Here is a 19416-nt window from a genome sequence, read left to right as displayed (position 1 = left end):
GTTTTCAGACCTGTTCTGTTTTCAAGGAAACACTGTGAAAGTGACGGGACCGGCAGTATGGTCAGCCACATGAAGATATTGATTGTCGAGGACGACCTCGAGGCCGCAGCCTATCTCTCCAAGGCGTTCCGCGAGGCGGGCATCGTCAGCGATCACGCCAGCGACGGCGAGAGCGGCTTGTTCATGGCGAGCGAGAACAGTTACGACGCTCTGGTGATCGACCGCATGCTGCCGCGCCGCGACGGCCTCTCCGTCATCACCGAACTGCGCGCCCGCGGCATTCACACGCCGGTTCTCATTCTCTCCGCGCTCGGCCAGGTGGACGACCGGGTGACGGGCCTGCGGGCGGGTGGCGACGACTATCTGCCGAAGCCCTATGCCTTCAACGAGCTTCTGGCCCGCATCGAGGTTCTGGGCCGGCGCAAGGGCGCACCCGAGCAGGACATGGTCTACCGGGTCGGCGATCTCGAGCTCGACCGGCTGTCGCACACCGTCAAGCGGCAGGGGCGAGAGTTGCTGCTGCAGCCGCGCGAATTCCGGTTGCTCGAATATCTGATGAAGAATGCGGGGCAGGTGGTGACGCGCACCATGCTGCTCGAAAATGTGTGGGACTATCATTTCGATCCGCAGACCAACGTCATCGACGTGCATGTGTCGCGGCTGCGCGCTAAGATCGAGAAGGACTTCGACCAGCCGCTGCTGCGTACTGTTCGCGGTGCCGGCTACATGATCAAGGATGAACCCAAGGTCGAGGGGCGCGCCGAGGCATGAGCCGCGTCGGCATTCTGATGCGCACGACGGCCGTGCGGCTGTCGGCGCTGTATCTCGTGCTGTTCTCGCTCTGCGCCGCCTTCCTCGTCTTCTACGTCACCGGAATGTCGCAGCGGCTGCTCGACCAGCAGACCAAGGATGCGGTGAGCGTCGAGGTCTCGCAGATCGAGGCGATCTACGGGCGGGCCGGCATCAACGGGCTGCTGCGGACGCTGGAGCGCCGCGCGCGCCAGCCGGGTGCCGCGCTCTACGTGATCGCCGGGCCGACCGGCGAGATCTTCGCGGGCAACGTCGCCTCCCTGCAGCCGGGCCTGCTCGCCAAGGAGGGCTGGACCGACGAGGCCTTTGCCTATCAGCGCTATACGGACGAAAACGGCAAGGACCGCCATGTGGCGCTGGCCCATGTCCTCTTTCTCGACAACGGCCTGCGCGTGCTGGTCGGCCGCGACCTGCAGGAGCCGGAGAAATTTCGCGTTCTCGTCCGCCAGGCGCTGATGGTCGCGCTCGGCGTCATGGGCATCGGCGCGCTGATCATCTGGTTTGCCATCGGCCGCAACGCGCTGAAGCGTATCGACCGCATGTCGGATGCCAGCACGCGCATCATGGCCGGAGACCTGTCGCAGCGTCTGCCGATGAGTGGCTCCGGCGACGAGTTCGACCGGCTATCGGAATCGCTGAACGCCATGCTCGGCCGTATCGAGAAGCTGAACGAGGGCCTGCGGCAGGTCTCCGACAACATCGCCCACGACCTGAAAACGCCGCTGACACGCCTGCGCAACAAGGCGGAAGCGGCTCTGTCTCATAATACCTCCATCGACGGCTATCGCGGTTCGATGGACGAGATCATCAACGAATCCGACCAGTTGATCCGCACGTTCAACGCGCTGCTGATGATCTCGCGCGTCGAGGCGGGCTCGTCGGCTGCCGAGATGAGCGACGTCGATCTGTCGCAAAGCGTGGCCGATTGCGTCGAGCTCTACGAGCCGCTGGCGGACGAGCACGCGCTGGCGCTGGAAGCCGAGGTCGAACCGGGCATCTCGATCACCGGCAACCGCGAGCTGATCGGGCAGGCGCTTGGCAATCTCATCGACAATGCCATCAAATATTCCGAGGGTGCCGCTGACCCGCGCATTCTCGTCCGGTTGGTTCGGCGCGATGGCGCGGCCGTCGTATCGGTTGCGGATTTCGGCCCCGGCGTTCCCGACGACAAGCGGGAGGTGGTGGTGCAGCGCTTCGTGCGGCTCGACCAGAGCCGGTCGAAGCCGGGAACGGGGCTCGGCCTGTCGCTGGTGGAGGCCGTCATGGAGCTGCATCACGGCAGCCTTTCACTCGGCAGCACCTTGCCCGAGGCAGAAGGTGCGAAGGGTTTGACGACGGAGATGGTTTTCCCGCAAGGTCCGAGCTGATAGACGTTGGAAAACGTCGTGATCGGGGAGGTTTCATGACCGGGCAGGAGCAGCAGACGCGGCTGGCGGCGCTGGCGACATGCGCGCTGAAGCCGATGAGCCAGAGCGAGGCACGGAGCGTCAATGCCGATCTGAAGGCGATGGCGAAGGCCGAACCGCTGCTTCAGCCGCTGCTGGAGAGGGCGCCTGCGCTGCGCGACTTCCTCGTTGCGGCTTTCTCTCTGTCTCCCTATCTGCGCGATATCGCGGTTGCCCATCCGGCGCTGCTCCTGAGAGTGGTGACAGAACCCCTCGGTCCTCTTCTCGACGACACCATCGGGCAGGCGCGCGAAAGCTGGCGCGGGCTCGACGTGACAGACGGCGTGCTCATGGAGCGTCTGCGCCGGGCCAAGCGAACAGCGGCGTTTGCGCTTGCGCTGCACGATCTGGCGCGGCTGACGGAGGCGCGCGACAGTGCCCGGCTGCTCAGCCTGTTTGCGGCGGCTGCCACCTCCGCCACGATCGACCATCTGCTTCTCGGCGCGCATCGGCAGGTCAAGATCCGGCTCCGCGATGAAGACCGGCCAAGTGCAGGCTCAGGCGTCATCGTTCTCGGCATGGGTAAGCTCGGTGCCGACGAACTGAACTACTCCTCCGATATCGACCTCGTGGTCTTCTATGAGCCGGAAGCGCTCGGTTTTGCCGATGTGCTCGACGCCTCCGACATCTTCGCGCGGCTGCTGCGCCGGCTGGTGCGGATCCTGCAGGAGCGCACGGGCGACGGCTATGTCTTCCGAACGGACCTGCGCCTACGGCCCGATCCCGGCGCGACGCCGCTTGCCATTCCGGTCGAGGCGGCGATGATCTACTACGAGGGCCGCGGGCAGAACTGGGAGCGGGCGGCTTATATCAAGGCGCGCCCCGTTGCCGGCGATCTGGAGGCTGGCGAGCGGTTTCTGAAGGCGCTCCGTCCCTTCGTCTTCCGAAAATATCTCGATTATGCGGCAATTGCGGACATCCACTCGATCAAACGGCAGATCCACGCGCATAAGGGGCATGGCGAGATCGCGGTGAAGGGGCACAACGTCAAGCTCGGCCGCGGCGGCATCCGCGAGATCGAGTTCTTCGTGCAGACCCAGCAGCTGATCGCAGGCGGCCGTGCCGCGGCCCTGCGGGGACGCGAGACGGAGGCGATGCTGGCCGCGCTGGCCGAGGCAGGCTGGATCGACGCGGGGACGCGGGACGAGCTGACGCAGGCCTACTGGTTCCTGCGCGATATCGAGCACCGGATACAGATGGTGCGCGACGAGCAGAGCCACACGCTTCCGACCACGGAAGGTGAGTTGAAGCGCATCGCGCTGATGGCGGGCTTTGCCGACACCAAGACCTTCGCCGATGCGCTGTCGCGCGTCATGCGCACGGTGGAGCGGCGCTATGTGCAGCTGTTCGAGCGGGAGGCCGAACTCTCCTCGGAGCTGGGCAACCTCGTCTTCACCGGCCAGAAGGACGATCCCGACACGCTGGAGACCATTCACGGCCTCGGCTTCGAGCGGCCGCACGACATCGCCCGCGTGATGCGCACCTGGCACAATGGCCGCTACCGGGCGACCCAATCCGTCGAGGCGCGCGAGCGGCTCACGGAGCTGACGCCGCGGCTGTTGAAGGTGTTCGGCGAGAGCCGGCGGGCGGACGAGGCGCTGCTGCGGTTCGATGCCTTTTTGTCCAAGCTGCCGGCCGGCATCCAGCTCTTCTCGCTGCTCGGCAACAATCCGGCCCTTCTCTCCCTGATCGTCACCATCATGTCGGCCGCCCCCCGGCTTGCCGATATCATCGCGGGCAAGCCGCATGTCTTCGACGGCATGCTCGACCGGCGCGTGCTCGACGAGATGCCGGAGCGGGCGGACCTTGCGCACCGGCTGGATGACTTCCTCTCGACGGCACGCCACTACGAGGACCGGCTCGACCGTCTGCGGATCTTTGCCTCCGAGCAGCGCTTCCTCATCGGTATCCGGCTCCTGACCGGTGTGATCGATGGCCCGGCCACGGGACACGCGCTGACCGATCTCGCCGAGATCCTGGTTGCTGCGACCTTCGAGGCCGTGCGCCTGGAGATTGCCGAGGCGCATGGGCAGATCGCCGGCAGCAGCGCGACGCTGGTTGCGATGGGAAAGGCCGGCAGCCGGGAGCTGACGGCAGGCTCCGACATCGACCTGATTCTCATCTACGATCATGATGGCGACGCGGCGGATTCCGACGGTCCTCGCCCGCTCGACGCCGCTCGCTACCATGCCCGCCTGACGCAAAGGCTGATCGCCGCTTTGTCCGCGCCGACGGCCGAAGGCGTGCTCTACGAGGTCGACATGCGGCTGCGCCCTTCCGGCAACAAGGGGCCCGTGGCCACGCGGTTGCCGGCCTTCGTCAAGTATCAGCGCGAGGAGGCCTGGACGTGGGAGCACATGGCCCTGACCCGCGCCCGCCCGATCGCGGGTGACGGGGATATGATGCAGGCGACGGCGGATGCGATCCAGGCGATCATCGCGGAACCGGGTGATACGACGGTGCTGCGGAAGGACGTGCGCGAGATGCGCGCGCTGGTGGAGGCGGAAAAGCCGCCGGAAAATGGTTGGGATTTCAAGCTGATCCCGGGCGGCCTCGTGGATATCGAGTTCTCGGCGCAGCTGATGTTTCTGCTGGCCTCTGCGGAAAGTGAGGCTTTGCCCGCTTGCGGTCTGCCGACGGCGGGTGTGCTGGAGCAACTGGGCCCGCGCTTCTTGTCGGATGCGGACCTCACGCTGATGACGCGGGCGCTGGCCTTGATGACCGATCTCTCGCAGATCATCCGCCTCTGCATCGACGGCCCGTTCGATCCGAAGCAAGCTCCGGCCGGCCTGATCGAGCGGCTCTGCCGGGCAGGCGACGCGCCCGACATCAAGGTGCTGGAGGCCGAACTGCGGCGGCTGACAAAGGCCGTGCGCCGCATTTTCCTCGCGCTCGTTTCGGAACCGGCCTGAGCGATCAGACCGAGTCGGGGATGCGCACGGAAATGATCGTGCCGACATTTTCGGCCGAGTGGATCTTCATCCGGCCGCCATGCAGCGTGGTCAGCGAGCGGGAGATGGCAAGCCCGAGGCCCGAGCCGCCCTTGCTCTTGGCGTATTGGCTTTGGACCTGCTCGAAGGGAAGGCCGATCTTGCGCATGGCGGAGCGGGGAATGCCGATGCCGGTATCGGCGATCGTCAGCATGACCGCGCCGGAGACCTTGCGTGCCCGGAGCGAGATCCGGCCGCCTTCATTGGTGAACTTCACGGCATTCGAGAGCAGATTGAGCAGCACCTGCTTCATCGCCCGGCGGTCCGCGACCATCGTCAGGCCCGAGGAAACCTGGTGGATGACGCTGATGTTCTTCTGCGTGGCGGGGATGGTGGTGAGGCGCAGCGTTTCCTCGATCAACGGCGCAAGGTCGATCCGCTCGCGGTCGATCCGCATCTGCCCGGCCTCGATCTTCGACATGTCGAGAATATCGTTGATGACGTTGAGGAGATGCTTGCCGCTGTCGTGGATGTCGAGGGCGTATTCGCCGTATTTGTCGGAGCCGAGCGGACCGAACATGCGGTGCTTCAGGATTTCCGAGAAGCCGAGGATCGCGTTGAGCGGCGTGCGCAGCTCGTGGCTCATGTTGGCGAGAAATTCGGACTTCGCCCGGTTGGCGGCTTCGGCGCGCTGCTTTTCCGCCAGATAGTTCGCGTTGGCGATCGACAGTTCCGATTTCTGGTGCTCCAGCGTCATGCGGGACGTCGAGAGATCGCCGATGGTTGCCATCAGCCGGCGCTCAGATTCGCGCAGGCGCACCTGATGGCGCTTGAGAAGCGTGATGTCGGTGCCGACGGAAACGAGGCCACCATCGCGCGTCCGGCGATCGTTGATCTGCAGCCAGCGCTGGTCGGCCAACTGGACTTCCGACGTGGAGGAATGATTGGCGCGATCCGGATCGGCGATGCGCCGCTCAATGATCGGGCGGGCGGAGGCGGCATTGACGGCCGAGCGTTCGGTGCCGGGCACGAGCACGCTGTCGGGGAGCTGGTAGGCCTGCTGGTAGTGCGTGTTGCACATGACCAGCCGGTCGTTCTTGTCCCAGAGCACGAAGGCCTCCGACGTACACTCGATCGCATCCGCCAGCCGCTGGTCGGCTTCGGCATAGCGCTGGGCGAGACGGTGCTGCTCGGTCACGTCCATGGCGATGCCGATGAGGTGCACGCGGTCGCCGCTGGTGCGGATGACCTGCGCACGGGCGCGCAGCCAGACGTAATGGCCGTCGGCATGGCGCATGCGGAACACGTGGTCGATGTGGCGGATGTCGCCGCGGGCAATGGAACGAGCGACCTTGTAGAGGCCGGTATCGTCGGGATGCATCAGCCGCGCGGCATCGCCGAAAGAGAGAACGCTGCCCTGCGGCGTCATGCCCAGCATTTCATACATGGAGCGCGACCAGAACAGCCGGCGGTTCGGCATGTCGAAATCCCACAGTCCACATCGGCCGCGCGACAGCGCGGTTTCGACGCGGAGGTTCGACTCGGCGAAAATCTGGTCGGCGTCGCGCGCGCGCTTGGCCTGGATGTAATAGGCATAGAGCACGACGAGCAGGATCGCCGAAATGCCGGCAAACAGCGTAACGTTCAGCGAGACCTCGTCGCGCCAGAGCCGGTCCATGTGCGCGAGCGGCGTCGCGACCATCAGCGTGCCTGCCTTGTCACCCACCTGCATCAATGCGACGAGGTACTCGTCTCCACCGATGAAGGCGTTCATGACGGTGGATCGCTCGCCGAAATACTGGAAGGCCGCGACTTCGGGTGAGATCGCCGACAGGGCCCGGCCCGTGAAGGGCTTGCCCTCCGAAGAGGAGGCGAAGATACGCCCGTCATTGCGCACCGCGAGCGCGAAGGCGCCGGGTTCCAGCATGTCGGGCGTGAGAAGGTCGTTCAGCGTCTGCTCGACCGGCGTGCGTTCCGCCTGATCGAAAAGGAGATGCGCCTGCGGGGCAAGCGTGGCTTCGGCTGCCGTTGCCGCCATCACCGTCGTCTGGCGTGCGCTGTTTTCCATGCGGGCATATTCGTTGACGATGCCACTGATGCGGGAGATGGCGACCACGATCAGGAACGCTGTGATCAGCACCGGGATGGATCGCTTCAGGAGCGGCTCCGCCTGGTTCAGCCGGAGGGAGGCCGGTGCGGCAAGGCTGCGCACATGCCGCAGGAAACCCTGCTCAAGGCCCGCAAGGCCCGGGAATCGTGGACGCAGCCGATCCCCGGCCGCGCGCATCTGCTGCGCTTCCGCCATCTTCGTCAAATCTTTGAACCTCGCTTGATTCGACGCGCCGCTCGCCCGAATCTGGCTCAATGAATCAATTCGGATTCTTCTTGTCCAGCGAAAAGGGTAACGGGACGTTAACCAGTTATCACTGGTGCGAATTCGCAGCTTGCCGCGCCGCGAACCCGATTTTCAGTGTAAGACACTGAAAGGAATCAATATTTTAAAGGTTCTGATGACGCAGATCAGCCCTTGAGCGTGCGCTCCACGATGTCGCTGACGTCAGGAGAAAGCTTCTCACCAGCTGCGATCTCGCTAAGAGCCGCGCGGGCATGCTCGGCCCGTCCGGATTCCAGCGAACGCCAGGACCGCATTGAGGTCAGAATGCGGGCGGCAAGCTGCGGGTTGCGCGGGTCGATGTCGAGAATCTGGCGCGCGAGGAACCGGTAGCCCTTGCCGTCCGCCCTGTTGAAGCCGGTCGGGTTGGAGAAGGCGAAGGTGCCGACGAGCGCACGGACACGGTTCGGGTTGAGGCCGTTGAAGAGCGGATGCACCATCAAGGCCTCGACGCGCTCCAGCGTCGCCGCACCCGGAATGGTCGCCTGGACAGTAAACCATTTGTCGAGAACGAGTGCGTTGTCCGCAAACCGCGTCTGGAAGCTTTCGAGCGCGGCCTTGGCCTCCGGCGTGTCCGGGAAGCGGTGGACGAGAATGGTGAGCGCCTGGCTGAGGTCGGTCATGTTGTCGGCGGCAGAGAAGGCCTCGACGGCGCGTGTCGGCGCGTTTTCGGCCAGCACGAGGTAGGCAAGCGCGCTGTTGCGCAAGGCGCGGCGGCCGGCGCTCGCGGCATCCGGGGAAAACGCCTCCGTCGAGCGCATGGTCTCGAACAAACCGGCAAACGTTTCCCTGCCGGCCGTGGCGATTGCCGTCATGATCTCGCGACGGGCGGCGAAGATGGCGTCCGGGTCGTTATCCCGTCCGATTTCCCGCGCGATGTCCGACTCGCTTGGCAAGGCCAGCGCCTGAGCCCGGAAGGCCGGTTCCAGGGCGTCGTCGGAGACGGTCGCCATCAGCGCGTCGATGAGAGCCTGGTCGCAGACGACCGGCGTACCGGCGCGGACGCTTGCCGTGGCTGCGACCAGCGCATCGAGCGCCATGTCGTTCAGCGCCTGCCAGCGCGCGAAGAGATCCGTCTCGAAACGGGAGATCTGGGCGCGGTCGGCTGAGGACTTTTCGAAATGCAGGTTGATGGGGGCGGAGAAGCCGCGGTTGAGCGACACGACGGGACGAGAGGCGATGCCCTCGAACGTCACGCTCTGGCTGCGCTCGACGAGATGCAGCACGTCGCCGGTGACCTCCGCGCCGGAGACGCTTGAGGCTTCCGTGATCGTGCCGTCTTCGGAGATGAGCGCGAAGCGAAGCGGGATGTGCACCGGCTGCTTGGTGCTCTGCCCCGGCGTCGGCGGCACGGTCTGCTCCAGCGCCAGCGTGAAGGTCTGGCGGCTTGCGTCATAGGTGCCCGACGCGCTGACGAGCGGCGTGCCGGCCTGATGGTACCAGAGCGAAAACTGCGTCAGGTCCCGGCCGCTCGCTTCCTCGAAGCAGCGGATGAAGTCCTCGATGGTGACGGCCTGTCCGTCATGGCGATCAAAATAGAGATCCATGCCGGCCTTGAAGAGATCGGGCCCGAGCAGGGTCGCGATCATGCCGGTGACTTCCGAGCCCTTCTCGTAGACGGTCGTCGTGTAGAAGTTGTTGATCTCGCGGTAGCGCGTCGGCCGGACGGGATGGGCCAGCGGGCCGCCGTCTTCGGGGAACTGCTCGGCCTTGAGATGGCGAACCTCTGCGATGCGCTTGACGGCACGCGAGCGCTGGTCGGCGGAGAACTGGTGGTCGCGATAGACCGTCAGCCCTTCCTTGAGGCAGAGCTGGAACCAGTCGCGGCAGGTGATGCGGTTGCCGGTCCAGTTGTGGAAATACTCATGCGCGATGATCGCCTCGATATTCGCGTAGTCCTGGTCGGTCGCGGTTTCCGGGTCGGCCAGCACGTATTTGTCGTTGAAGACGTTGAGCCCCTTGTTCTCCATGGCGCCCATGTTGAAGTCGGAGACGGCGACGATCATAAAGATATCGAGATCGTATTCGCGCCCGAAAACCTCCTCGTCCCAGCGCATCGAGCGCTTCAGCGCGTCCATGGCATAGGCCGCGCGCGGCTCCTTGCCGTGCTCGACGTAGATCTTCAGCACGACCTCCCGGCCGGACAGGGTGGTGAAGCTGTCCTCGACCACGCCGAGATCGCCGGCCACTAGGGCGAAGAGGTAGCTGGGCTTCGGATGCGGATCGAACCAGGCGGCGAAGTGGCGGCCGTCGCCCATGCCGGCGCCGCCGAGGAAGTTGCCGTTGGACAGCAGCAGCGGAACGGTCGCCTTGTCCGCGATGATATTGACCGTGTAGACGGCGAGAACATCCGGCCTGTCGGGGAAGAAGGTGATGCGGCGGAAGCCTTCGGCCTCGCACTGGGTGCAGTAGACGTCGTTCGTCCGGTAGAGGCCCATCAGCTTGGTGTTGGTCTGCGGCGAAAGCTCGGTCGTGACGGTGATCTCGAAGGGCGTGCTGTCCGGCAGGCCGCGAATGGTCAGCGTCTCCCCGGTCTCGGTGTAGTCTTCGGCGGCGATCGGCTCCTGGTCGAGCAGCAGACCCGTCATCTTCAGCTCGTCGCCATCCAGCACCAGCGGCCGGTCGGCCGCCACGCCTTCGCGGCGATGGAAGATCAGACGGGCTTCGACCTTGGTTTCCAGCGGATCCAGTTCGAAGGTCAGATCGACGCGTTCAAGCACAAAATCTGTCGGCTGATAGTCTTCGAGGTGGATGATCTCGCCCGTGTCCGTCCGCATGTGTCGTTTTGCTCCCCGGGGCACCCTGAAAAGCCGGTCGCGACGATGCGAAGGCCAGTGCCGATAAAAGACCTGAACAATTACGCGGTTCGGCCTAACAAGATTTTAAGCAATAAGCCATTTTGGAACAGACTTCATTCTTTTCGAGTAACGATGATCAAACTGTGCGGCGCAAGCTGTCGTCCGCCACGGAGAATGCGTAAGTCACGAGCAACGTGGACGCGGGAACCGCTGATTCGGCGGATATTCGCATATTTCCGCCTCGGCTGATTCCGGTTTGGGGATTTATGCAGTAGGCTTGCGATTCTCCGCGCCGCCTCAAGCTGCCTTTTCCTCCTCGTGCATGCAGGACCGATCTTATGGATCGCGACGAGCCCAACCCGCTTCTGGGTATTGCTCTCAAAGTTTCTTCCGTTCTCGTTTTCGTGGCGATGTCGACCTTCATCAAGTCGGCCGGCGACGGTATCGCGACGGGCCAGATCACCTTCTACCGTTCGGCTTTCGCCATGGTGCCGATCCTCTGCTACCTCGCGGTCAAGGGCGATCTTGCGACCGCCTTCAAGACGCGCGATCCGTTCGGTCACCTCGTTCGCGGCTTCATCGGTATTCTCGCCATGAGCTGCGGCTTTTACGGCCTGACACATCTGCCGCTGCCCGAGGCGATCGCCATCGGCTACGCCATGCCGCTTCTGGCCGTCGTCTTTGCCGCCGTGTTCCTGAAAGAGGTCGTGCGCATCTATCGCTGGTCGGCCGTCATCGTCGGCCTCGTCGGCGTGATGATCATCACCTATCCGCGCCTGACGCTGTTTGCGGGCGGTGGTGGGGAGGCGGGGGCCGCCTATGGCGCCCTGGCGGTGCTGCTGTCGGCGGCGCTGGGCGCAACGGCCATGGTGCTCGTGCGCAAACTGGTGATGAACGAGCGGACGCACACCATCGTCCTCTATTTCTCCCTGTCCGCCTCCCTGTTCTCGCTGCTGACGCTGCCCTTCGGATGGGAGCCGCTGACCTGGCGCGCCTTCCTCTTTCTGATGGCGGCGGGTTTTTGCGGCGGTGTCGCGCAATTGCTGCTCACGCAGAGCTATCGCTATGCCGATATGTCGACCATCGCGCCGTTCGAATATACCTCGATCGTTCTCGGACTGGTGATCGGCTACTGGCTCTTCGACGACGTGCCCACGGTCACCATGCTGATCGGCACCGCCATCGTCATCAGCGCCGGTATCTTCATCATCCTGCGCGAACACCGGCTGGGCCTGGAGCGAAGGGCCGCCCGCAAGCATGTGACGCCGCAGGGGTGACGTGGAACGGGCGAGGAAAAGAACGGTGGTGGGGGAGGTGTTCGAGGTGAGCCTCGATGGGACGGCGCATCAGGCCAGCGCCATTGTCAGGTTCGGCGTCATAGACGCTTGCGATCATCCGACCTGATGACACGGGCCAGCCGTCACCCGAAGTCATGTCGGCAACGTCACCATCCCACGCCGATCATGCCGCGAGGAGAGCGAGATGCTGTAAACCTTAGCGCGGCAGCAGGCCGAACGAACCGCGGTTCGCATCCGACGATGCGCGTGCATCGCGGCTGAGGTCTGAAAAGGTCTGGGATGCACGCACGGCGATTCGGATGTCGGAAACAAGAGCGTTCAAAGCGCGGATGGCCATGGGGTGGTCCTTTTCATCTCTTCCGGAAAGTTTCCCGGATAGACGGTTTTGAGGTCGTGTCTGCCGGCGATCATGCCGGCGTCAGCGCTTGAAGCTCGCGAGCGAGCCAGCGATCAGCGCTGGATGAATTCGGCGTAGATGCTGGCAGGACGTGCGGCGCGAGCGTAGCCGGCAGCCGTCATCTGTTCGTTTGCTGCCGAGCCGAAGCCGCTGAACGGCGTGCGGAGGGCAGAGCCACTGCGACGGAGCGTTTCGAAGCCGCAATGCAGAGGGCGCGGACGGGTGTTCATTGTCAGTTCCTTAGATTCCATTCCCCCCGTGATCGTATATTGCGCTGCACCATCTTTTTCACAAGCCGCGATGTCGGGTTGCTGCCATGCGCAACTTGCATGGCTTTTTCCCTTTGCCATTCATAGTTTCTTCGCAATTGGAAAAAGGCGCCTGACGCAGGAGCGTCAGGAATCGTTGCCGGCGGCAAACATCTGCAGATCCTGCCAGGCAAGGCGTTTGCAGATCGGCGCGGACATCAGGTCCTGCGGATGCAATGTCGCCAGCGCCCGGAAGGTCTCCCCCCCGGTCGTGATCGTCCGCCAGTCGCCGCGCATTTCGTGGATCGTATCGGTGCCGCCGAAGAAGAATCGTGCCGCAAAATTGCCGAGAACCAGCACGCGCTGCGGCTTGGCGAGCGCGAATTGCCTGTCGAGGAACGGCCGGCAGATCTCCATCTCCCGCGCGGACGGCATGCGGTTGCCGGGCGGACGCCAGGGAATGACGTTGGTGATCAGGACACCCGCCCGGTCGAGTCCGATGGCCGCCAGCATCTTGTCCAGAAGGTCGCCCTGCCGGCCGGCGAAGGGGCGTCCCTCGCGGTCGTCGTCGCCATTCGGTCCCGGCCCGACGATCATCAGCCCGGAGGCCGGATCGCCCTCGGCAAACACCAGATTGCGGGCGCTGTTGCGCAGATTGCAGCCGGTAAAGCCGTCGAGCGCAACCTTGAGGTCGGCAAGCGTCTGGGCCGAACCGGCAGCGATCCGCGCTTCGGCCACGGCCTGCTCATCGGGTATGGCGACGCGGGTGGAGACAGGGCGTGGTGCGGGCTCCGACTTCCCTCTCGTCTGCGGCTTTTCCGCAGCGGGGGGGTGAGCGCGGCCATCCGCTTCATTTTTGGGCGCTGGCGCCCTGTAGCTTTGCGCGGTCTGCAAGGCTCCGGCGTTGCTCCCACGACCAGAGCCCGACCCGGCTTCGCCGCGCGCCGTCTGGCTGGCGGCAAAGGCGGCGATCCTGTCGATCGGGTCGTCTTCCAGCAGCCACTCCACGCCCGAATCCGCATGGAAATGCAAAAGCGCCGCCAACTCGTGCGGCGTCATCGCATCCAGGGTCGGTCCGTCGGAAAACCGTGTCTCGTCGGGGGAGCTCATGGCAGAAGGTTTACAGAAGCGCCGCCGCGCTTGAAAGCGGCAAATGCTGCGAACGGGCTCGCCGCAGGCACCAAGCGTCACTTCGCCTCCGCTGTCCACAGGTCGATGTCGTCCCGTGCGCCGATGAGCGCGAGACCATGGGCGATGGAGAGGAGCTCGCCACCGCTCTCGATGCGTCCGGCATCGAACCGCCGCTCGAACATGCGCCGCACGGCTGGCACGAAGGACGTGCCGCCGGTGAGAAACACCTTGTCCACCGTGCCGGCAGCCGTGTTCGTCTTTTCCAGCACCTCGTCCAGCGCACTCTCGATCCGTCCGAGTTCCGGCGCGATCCACTGTTCGAAGTCCGAGCGGCGCACGATCTTGCGGCTGCGCTCGCCGAGCGGCGCGAAGAAGAACTCGGTCTCTTCCTCGGCCGAAAGGCGCATCTTGGCCGCGGAAACGGCCTGATACAGCGGATAGCCCTCGTCATGCTCGATGAGGTCAATAAAGGCTTCCAGCTTTTCCGGCTCCAGCGACGAGCGCACGAGCTGCTTCAGATCGGCGAAGTCCTTGAGCGTCTTGAAGATCGACAGCTGGTTCCATCGCCCGAAATTCGCGTAATAGCCGGAGGGCACATCCAGCACCTTGTCGAACGAGCGGAACTGCGTGCCCTTGCCGATCAGCGGCGACACGAGGTTGTCGATGATGCGGAAGTCGAAATGATCGCCCGCGATCCCGACGCCGGAATGACCGATCGGCGTTGCCGAGAGCACGCCGGCATGGGTCTCGAAGCGGATGAGCGAGTAGTCGGTGGTGCCGCCGCCGAAGTCCGCGACCAGCACCGTCGCATCCTGTTTCAATGTCTGGGCGAAGTAGAAGGCGGCGGCCACCGGCTCGTAGACATAGCGGATATCCGAAAAGCCGAAACTGCCGAGCGCCGTCTGGTAGCGCTCCAGCGCCAGGTTGTCGTCCGGGTTTGCCCCCGCATAGCGCACCGGCCGGCCGACGACGATGCGAGTGCCTTCGACGGGCCAGGCGTCACCGGCATAGTCCTTGAGACGTGCGACGAAAGCGCGCATCAAGTCTTCGAATCCATTCCGCCGTGCAAAGATCAGCGTTCCCTGGAAAAGCGGGCTCGCGGCAAAGGTCTTGATCGACTGCAGGAAACGCGCATCGCCCGGATTGTCGATAAAGGTGCGGATGGCGGCCTGTCCGGCCTCGATCTGCAGAGCCTGCGCGCCAAGGTTCGGATGCTTCATGAAGGACAGGGCCGTCCGCATCGTATCGTATCGTCCGGCAGGACTGTCGAAGTCGATTGCGCGTGTTTTTCCGTGTTCGACGGCGGCCAGAACGGAGTTCGTGGTGCCGAAATCAAAGCCGAGCGACTGGGTCATGGTGTCTCTCCTCATGGGGATCGCCGTGCTGCGGCAGGTCGAGCGCCGGGGGTTCCGGTCGCCGCAACGGCTGTCGATCGCGAGCATGGGCCGGCCCTTCGCGGGGGCCTGCGGGAATGGAAATGGTCGCCGGTATCGGCTGTGGGGATGCCGCTCCCTCGCATGGCCCGCCCTCACAAACAAGAGCGCCCGCCTTCGAAAACAGGAAGGCCCGCCTTTGAAAACAGGAAGGAGAGACGGCATCGCGCCGCTTCGTGACGCACATCGGCTCGACAAGCTTGCTCTTATTTGACATGACGACCCATGGAGACGGGCGCGGCATAGGCCGTTGGAGCGGAGGCTGGTCATGAGCGAAATACAGGAAATGCCGGAGCGGGAGAGCATGGATTTCGACGTGGTCGTGGTGGGAGCCGGCCCGGCAGGCCTCTCCGCCGCGATCCGTCTAAAGCAGATCGATCCGGAACTGACCGTCGTCGTTCTCGAAAAGGGCGGCGAAGTCGGCGCCCATATCCTCTCGGGCGCCGTGGTCGATCCCTGCGGCATGGATGCCCTTCTGCCCGGCTGGCGCGAGGAAACGGACCATCCCTTCAAGACGGAGGTGACGGAGGACCAGTTCCTGCTGCTCGGCCCGGCCGGCTCGGTGCGCCTGCCGAATTTCGCCATGCCGCCGCTCATGAGCAATCACGGCAACTACATCGTCTCGCTCGGCAACGTCTGTCGGTGGCTGGCGGGCAAGGCGGAAGAGCTCGGCGTCGAGATCTATCCCGGCTTTGCCGCGACCGAAGTGCTTTACAACGAGGAAGGCGCGGTCGTCGGCGTCGCCACCGGCGACATGGGCATCGAGAAGAATGGCGAGCCCGGTCCGAGCTTCGCCCGCGGTATGGAGCTTCGCGGCAAGTACGTGCTGATCGGCGAAGGCGTGCGCGGCTCGCTCGCCAAGCAGTTGATCGCAAAATACGACCTGCAGAAGGACCGCGAGCCGCAGAAATACGGTCTGGGAATCAAGGAACTCTGGCAGGTGAAGCCGGAGAACCACAAACAGGGCCTCGTGCAGCATTCCTTCGGCTGGCCGCTGGGCCTGAGCACCGGTGGCGGCTCGTTCCTCTATCACCTTGAGGACAATACGGTCGCCGTCGGCTTCGTGGTGCATCTCAACTACAAGAACCCCTATCTCTATCCGTTCGAGGAATTCCAGCGCTTCAAGACGCATCCGGCGATCCGCGGTACCTTCGAAGGCGGCAAGCGCCTGTCCTACGGCGCACGCGCCATCACCGAGGGCGGCTATCAGTCGGTGCCGAAGCTGACCTTCCCCGGCGGCGCGCTGATCGGCTGTTCCGCCGGCCTCGTCAACGTCCCCCGCATCAAGGGCAGTCACAATGCTGTCCTCTCGGGCAAGATGGCGGCCGAGAAGATCGCCGCGGCGATTGCGGCCGGTCGGGCGAATGACGAGGTCGTCGAGATCGAGAACGAATGGCGGGCCGGCCCGATCGGGCAGGACCTCAAGCGCGTGCGCAACGTCAAGCCGCTCTGGTCGAAGCTCGGCACGGTGGCCGGCGTCGCGCTCGGCGGTCTCGACATGTGGACCAACCAGCTTTTCGGCTTCTCGTTCTTCGGCACGCTGAAGCACGGCAAAACGGATGCGCAAAGCCTGGAGCCGGCGGCAAAGCACAAGAAGATTGCCTATCCGAAGCCGGATGGCGTGCTGACCTTTGATCGGCTGTCCTCGGTGTTTCTCTCCAACACCAACCACGAGGAGGACCAGCCGGTCCACCTGAAGGTGAAGGACATGGAGCTGCAGAAGCGCTCCGAGCACGACATCTATGCCGGGCCGTCCACACGCTATTGCCCTGCCGGCGTCTATGAATGGGTGGAGAAGGATGGCGAGGAGGTCTTCGTGATCAATGCGCAGAACTGCGTGCACTGCAAGACCTGCGACATCAAGGATCCGAACGGCAACATCACCTGGGTTCCGCCGCAGGGCGGTGAGGGGCCGGTCTATCCCAATATGTAAGTATATACGAACATTTTAGGCTTATGCGAGCCGGGAAGACGCAGTTGCGGCGTCTTTAGAAAACGAAAACCCTCCACTCCCGGCCAGCCTGACAAAACGTCGGGCCAGCGGGGAGGGAGGGTTTTTCTTTGTGAGGATCGATCAATGCACGGTCATCCATTCGCGGGCCGAGCGCAGCGCGATGGCGAGATCGGCCTTCGACATGGTGGCGGCGAGTTCGGCGCGCAGCTCGGCTGCCCGCTCGGAGCCCTTGATGGCGGCGATGTTCAGCCACTTGTGGGCGGCGACGACGTCGATGTCGCAGCCGCGGCCTGTGGCGTACATCAGGCCCATGTTGCAGAAGGCTTCCGCGCGGTTTTCGCCGGCGATCGTTGCGTAGGTGAAATTCTGGAGGTCGAAGCGTGCCATTGTCGTTGTCCCTGTTTCGTTAAAGCGTTTCTTCGTGCAGTCCCTGTTTCGACCCCTGAAAGCCCGGCCCTCTGCGTGGCTCTTGATCTTCCGGAGGCTGTCGGCGGAGTGTTCGTCTCCGCTCGTCTTATGGGTTGGAGTATGCGGCACGGCCTTCAATTCCCGCTTAAAATGCATGCTTAATTCGCGACAAACAAAGTTCAAACGATTGGTAAACTTGGGTTTTTGTTAAACATCCGGCCCCCTGCGAAGCCGGGCTTTCGTCTCGAATTTTACGTATCTTTTACATCTCGATTTCAACGCTTCGTTCACCACGAAACGCTGTGCGCCTTTCGCGACCGAAAAATATCGAGATGCGCGATCTTTTCGAATCTGCCTTTTGACATTCCTTTTACGTTCACGTAATTTAGCAGGGAGACGCTCGGGAGGCGTCCTATGGAGGGAGATTTCATGAAGATCACACGGATCATGTCGGCCGCTATCCTCGGTTCGGCTCTTCTCGCACTGCCCGTTCTGGCGGCGGAGCCGATCGTCGGCAACTGGAAGACGGCGAGCGGCGAAACAGCCGTGATCGCCACCTGCGGCGGCAGCTTCTGCATCACGGTGAAGACCGGCAAGCATGCGGGAAAGAAGATCGGCACCCTGTCGGGCGCGGGCGAGGACTATTCCGGCGAAGTGACGGACCCTGACAATGACAAGACCTATAGCGGTTCGGCCGCCGTCGTCGGCAACCAGCTGAAGCTGAAAGGCTGCGTGCTGAAGGTCCTCTGCAAGAGCCAGACCTGGAGCCGTCTGTAGGCCTATGCGAGGCGACGGCGGTTAGCGTCGCCGCCGCACAATGCGGCAACGATTGAGAAACGAAGCTTTCCCGGTTTACCGGGAAAGCCGGAATCTAGACGAAGGGAGAGTTACCCTCTCGATCCACCCTACTGCGCGCGCTGGCCGAACAGAATCTTTTGCGCATCCTTGTCTTCCGACAGATGCTTCTGCCGCTCGCGCTCCTCACGGCCGACATCGAAGCCGGCGATGACGGCGGGGCGGGCCGAGAGGGTCTCGAACCAGCGCTTCAGGTGCGGAAAGTCGTTCAGATCCTGTCCGCCGCTTTCATACTGGCGCACCCAGCCCAGGCAGGCCATGTCGGCGATCGAATACTCGGTAGCCAGAAACTCGCGATCCGCAAGGCGCCGGTTCATGACGCCGTAGAGGCGATTGACCTCATTCGTATAGCGGTCAATGCCATAGGCGATCTTCTCCGGGGCGTAGTGGCGGAAATGGTTGGCCTGTCCGGCCATCGGCCCCAGCCCGCCCATCTGCCAGAACAGCCACTGATCGACATCCACGCGCACCCGCTCGTCGCTCGGGTAGAAGAGGCCGGTCTTGCGGCCGAGATATTGCAGGATGGCACCGGACTCGAACACGGAGATCGGCGCGCCACCCGGACCATCGGGATCAACGATGGCCGGCATGCGGTTGTTCGGGGCGATCTTCAGGAAGTCCGGCGCGAACTGCTCGCCCTTGGAGATGTTGATATATTTGACCGCATAGGGAAGGCCGAGTTCTTCCAGCATGATGGTGATCTTCCAGCCGTTGGGGGTCGGCCAGTAGTAGAGGTCTATCGGTGCGGACATCATGGTCTCCGGTCTCTCGCATGCATCGGGTTCGGCGCTAACCTAGCGCAGAAACCTGCGAACCGAAACCGTTCGTGCGCGATGATCGGTCCCGATCGTGCCGGAGAGGTGATGCGGAATGAGGGGTGCTGGAGACGTCCGAGAAGCGGAATCGCTGCGATGCAGCATTCAACCTGAACGGCACATGAACCGACCTCTCAGCTAGAATTCAGTTTGCCTGTGCGAAAAGGCGGTCATCGAACCAACACCAACCCAATTGCTTCGAACGGATCGACTGTCATGGATATTCTTGCACGCCGCCTCACGATCATCAGCGCTCTCATGGTCGTCTTCGCCATGAGCCTGGCCGCCGCCGTCAGCGCCGACACCGAGCGCCGCCGCCAGCACGATTACACCACGACGCTTGCAGACTGCACCGCCCACACCGCCCAGTTCTGCCAAGCCAAGCTCTGAGGCTTGTTGATGTGAGAGCGCTCGATCCGGCGCGACAATGAGACAGGACCCGCCACAGATCGGCGGGTTACACGGTAGACGCACCGTCCAGACGGGTGCCTTCATGCGCAAA

General features: G+C 63.6%; 15 protein-coding genes. 7 read left to right on the top strand and 8 right to left on the bottom strand.

The annotated features are described in order from the left end of the window. Nucleotides 1-57 precede the first annotated feature (57 nt). Genes C8J33_RS07520 through C8J33_RS07510 form a run of 3 tightly spaced genes read left to right on the top strand, consistent with a single transcriptional unit; the run spans nucleotide 58 to nucleotide 5167 of the window. Nucleotides 58-771 carry a response regulator transcription factor gene (locus C8J33_RS07520; protein WP_110799752.1) on the top strand — a complete coding sequence of 238 codons (714 nt, stop codon included), beginning with the start codon at nucleotides 58-60 and terminating at the stop codon, nucleotides 769-771. Further along, nucleotides 768-2177, top strand: coding sequence for a sensor histidine kinase (locus C8J33_RS07515; protein WP_132446672.1), 1410 nt, complete (start codon nucleotides 768-770; stop codon nucleotides 2175-2177). Before C8J33_RS07520 ends, C8J33_RS07515 begins: the two co-directional genes overlap by 4 nt. 35 nt (nucleotides 2178-2212) lie before the next feature. Next, a complete protein-coding gene (locus C8J33_RS07510; protein WP_132663602.1) occupies nucleotides 2213-5167 on the top strand; it encodes a bifunctional [glutamine synthetase] adenylyltransferase/[glutamine synthetase]-adenylyl-L-tyrosine phosphorylase in 2955 nt (984 codons plus the stop codon). A 4-nt stretch (nucleotides 5168-5171) separates the two neighbouring features. Here C8J33_RS07510 and C8J33_RS07505 read toward each other — a convergent pair whose 3' ends face one another. Further along, a complete protein-coding gene (locus C8J33_RS07505; protein ID WP_110800093.1) occupies nucleotides 5172-7490 on the bottom strand; it encodes a PAS domain-containing sensor histidine kinase in 2319 nt (772 codons plus the stop codon). Nucleotides 7491-7705: 215 nt separating this feature from the next. Then, nucleotides 7706-10354, bottom strand: a complete 2649-nt coding sequence (pepN, locus tag C8J33_RS07500; RefSeq protein ID WP_132663601.1) for an aminopeptidase N — start codon at nucleotides 10352-10354, stop codon at nucleotides 7706-7708. Nucleotides 10355-10713: 359 nt separating this feature from the next. Between pepN and C8J33_RS07495 the strand changes: the two genes are divergently transcribed. Further along, nucleotides 10714-11652, top strand: coding sequence for a DMT family transporter (locus tag C8J33_RS07495; protein WP_132663600.1), 939 nt, complete (start codon nucleotides 10714-10716; stop codon nucleotides 11650-11652). A 217-nt stretch (nucleotides 11653-11869) separates the two neighbouring features. Here the strand turns inward: C8J33_RS07495 and C8J33_RS26995 are convergent, their stop codons facing one another. The 4 genes from C8J33_RS26995 to C8J33_RS07480 all read right to left on the bottom strand — a co-directional run bounded on the left by C8J33_RS26995 (nucleotide 11870) and on the right by C8J33_RS07480 (nucleotide 14804). Next, complete coding sequence (locus tag C8J33_RS26995) at nucleotides 11870-12010, bottom strand: hypothetical protein (protein WP_165916885.1); 141 nt, start codon at nucleotides 12008-12010, stop codon at nucleotides 11870-11872. 113 nt (nucleotides 12011-12123) lie between these two features. Further along, nucleotides 12124-12420 carry a hypothetical protein gene (locus tag C8J33_RS07490; RefSeq protein WP_132663599.1) on the bottom strand — a complete coding sequence of 99 codons (297 nt, stop codon included), beginning with the start codon at nucleotides 12418-12420 and terminating at the stop codon, nucleotides 12124-12126. A 45-nt stretch (nucleotides 12421-12465) separates the two neighbouring features. Next, nucleotides 12466-13428 (bottom strand): uracil-DNA glycosylase, encoded by a 963-nt coding sequence (locus tag C8J33_RS07485; RefSeq protein ID WP_132663598.1) that lies wholly within the window; start codon nucleotides 13426-13428, stop codon nucleotides 12466-12468. Between the two features lie 77 nt (nucleotides 13429-13505). After that, nucleotides 13506-14804, bottom strand: a complete 1299-nt coding sequence (locus C8J33_RS07480) for an Hsp70 family protein (RefSeq protein ID WP_132663597.1) — start codon at nucleotides 14802-14804, stop codon at nucleotides 13506-13508. A gap of 346 nt (nucleotides 14805-15150) precedes the next feature. Between C8J33_RS07480 and C8J33_RS07475 the strand changes: the two genes are divergently transcribed. Next, nucleotides 15151-16815: an electron transfer flavoprotein-ubiquinone oxidoreductase gene (locus C8J33_RS07475; RefSeq protein ID WP_132663596.1), complete on the top strand. Its 1665-nt coding sequence runs from the start codon at nucleotides 15151-15153 to the stop codon at nucleotides 16813-16815. Nucleotides 16816-16956: 141 nt separating this feature from the next. Here the strand turns inward: C8J33_RS07475 and C8J33_RS07470 are convergent, their stop codons facing one another. Continuing rightward, the gene (locus C8J33_RS07470) at nucleotides 16957-17223 is read right to left on the bottom strand and encodes a sel1 repeat family protein (RefSeq protein ID WP_092932801.1); all 267 of its coding nucleotides are present in this window, start codon (nucleotides 17221-17223) and stop codon (nucleotides 16957-16959) included. Nucleotides 17224-17691: 468 nt separating this feature from the next. Here C8J33_RS07470 and C8J33_RS07465 point away from each other — a divergent pair, with 468 nt between their 5' ends. Continuing rightward, nucleotides 17692-18021 (top strand): DUF2147 domain-containing protein, encoded by a 330-nt coding sequence (locus tag C8J33_RS07465; protein WP_422038076.1) that lies wholly within the window; start codon nucleotides 17692-17694, stop codon nucleotides 18019-18021. Nucleotides 18022-18149: 128 nt separating this feature from the next. Here the strand turns inward: C8J33_RS07465 and C8J33_RS07460 are convergent, their stop codons facing one another. Further along, nucleotides 18150-18851: a glutathione S-transferase N-terminal domain-containing protein gene (locus tag C8J33_RS07460; RefSeq protein ID WP_132663595.1), complete on the bottom strand. Its 702-nt coding sequence runs from the start codon at nucleotides 18849-18851 to the stop codon at nucleotides 18150-18152. A 279-nt stretch (nucleotides 18852-19130) separates the two neighbouring features. Here C8J33_RS07460 and C8J33_RS07455 point away from each other — a divergent pair, with 279 nt between their 5' ends. Next, entirely contained in the window at nucleotides 19131-19304 is a 174-nt protein-coding gene (locus C8J33_RS07455) for a hypothetical protein (RefSeq protein ID WP_092932804.1), read from the top strand. The last annotated feature ends 112 nt before the right edge of the window (nucleotides 19305-19416 follow it).

Source organism: Rhizobium sp. PP-CC-3G-465 (assembly GCF_004343445.1).
Lineage (GTDB): Bacteria > Pseudomonadota > Alphaproteobacteria > Rhizobiales > Rhizobiaceae > Ferranicluibacter > Ferranicluibacter rubi.
This window is presented reverse-complemented; position numbering and strand designations above follow the sequence as displayed.

Excerpts from the sequence above, each read along its gene's own strand:
- C8J33_RS07520 (WP_110799752.1), top strand. The coding sequence starts at position 58 with ATGGTCAGCCACATGAAGATATTGATTGTCGAGGACGACCTCGAGGCC.
- C8J33_RS07515 (WP_132446672.1), top strand. The coding sequence starts at position 768 with ATGAGCCGCGTCGGCATTCTGATGCGCACGACGGCCGTGCGGCTGTCG.
- C8J33_RS07510 (WP_132663602.1), top strand. The coding sequence starts at position 2,213 with ATGACCGGGCAGGAGCAGCAGACGCGGCTGGCGGCGCTGGCGACATGC.
- C8J33_RS07505 (WP_110800093.1), bottom strand. The coding sequence starts at position 7,490 with ATGGCGGAAGCGCAGCAGATGCGCGCGGCCGGGGATCGGCTGCGTCCA.
- pepN (WP_132663601.1), bottom strand. The coding sequence starts at position 10,354 with ATGCGGACGGACACGGGCGAGATCATCCACCTCGAAGACTATCAGCCG.
- C8J33_RS07495 (WP_132663600.1), top strand. The coding sequence starts at position 10,714 with ATGGATCGCGACGAGCCCAACCCGCTTCTGGGTATTGCTCTCAAAGTT.
- C8J33_RS26995 (WP_165916885.1), bottom strand. The coding sequence starts at position 12,010 with ATGGCCATCCGCGCTTTGAACGCTCTTGTTTCCGACATCCGAATCGCC.
- C8J33_RS07490 (WP_132663599.1), bottom strand. The coding sequence starts at position 12,420 with ATGGCAAAGGGAAAAAGCCATGCAAGTTGCGCATGGCAGCAACCCGAC.
- C8J33_RS07485 (WP_132663598.1), bottom strand. The coding sequence starts at position 13,428 with ATGAGCTCCCCCGACGAGACACGGTTTTCCGACGGACCGACCCTGGAT.
- C8J33_RS07480 (WP_132663597.1), bottom strand. The coding sequence starts at position 14,804 with ATGACCCAGTCGCTCGGCTTTGATTTCGGCACCACGAACTCCGTTCTG.
- C8J33_RS07475 (WP_132663596.1), top strand. The coding sequence starts at position 15,151 with ATGAGCGAAATACAGGAAATGCCGGAGCGGGAGAGCATGGATTTCGAC.
- C8J33_RS07470 (WP_092932801.1), bottom strand. The coding sequence starts at position 17,223 with ATGGCACGCTTCGACCTCCAGAATTTCACCTACGCAACGATCGCCGGC.
- C8J33_RS07465 (WP_422038076.1), top strand. The coding sequence starts at position 17,692 with ATGTCGGCCGCTATCCTCGGTTCGGCTCTTCTCGCACTGCCCGTTCTG.
- C8J33_RS07460 (WP_132663595.1), bottom strand. The coding sequence starts at position 18,851 with ATGTCCGCACCGATAGACCTCTACTACTGGCCGACCCCCAACGGCTGG.
- C8J33_RS07455 (WP_092932804.1), top strand. The coding sequence starts at position 19,131 with ATGGATATTCTTGCACGCCGCCTCACGATCATCAGCGCTCTCATGGTC.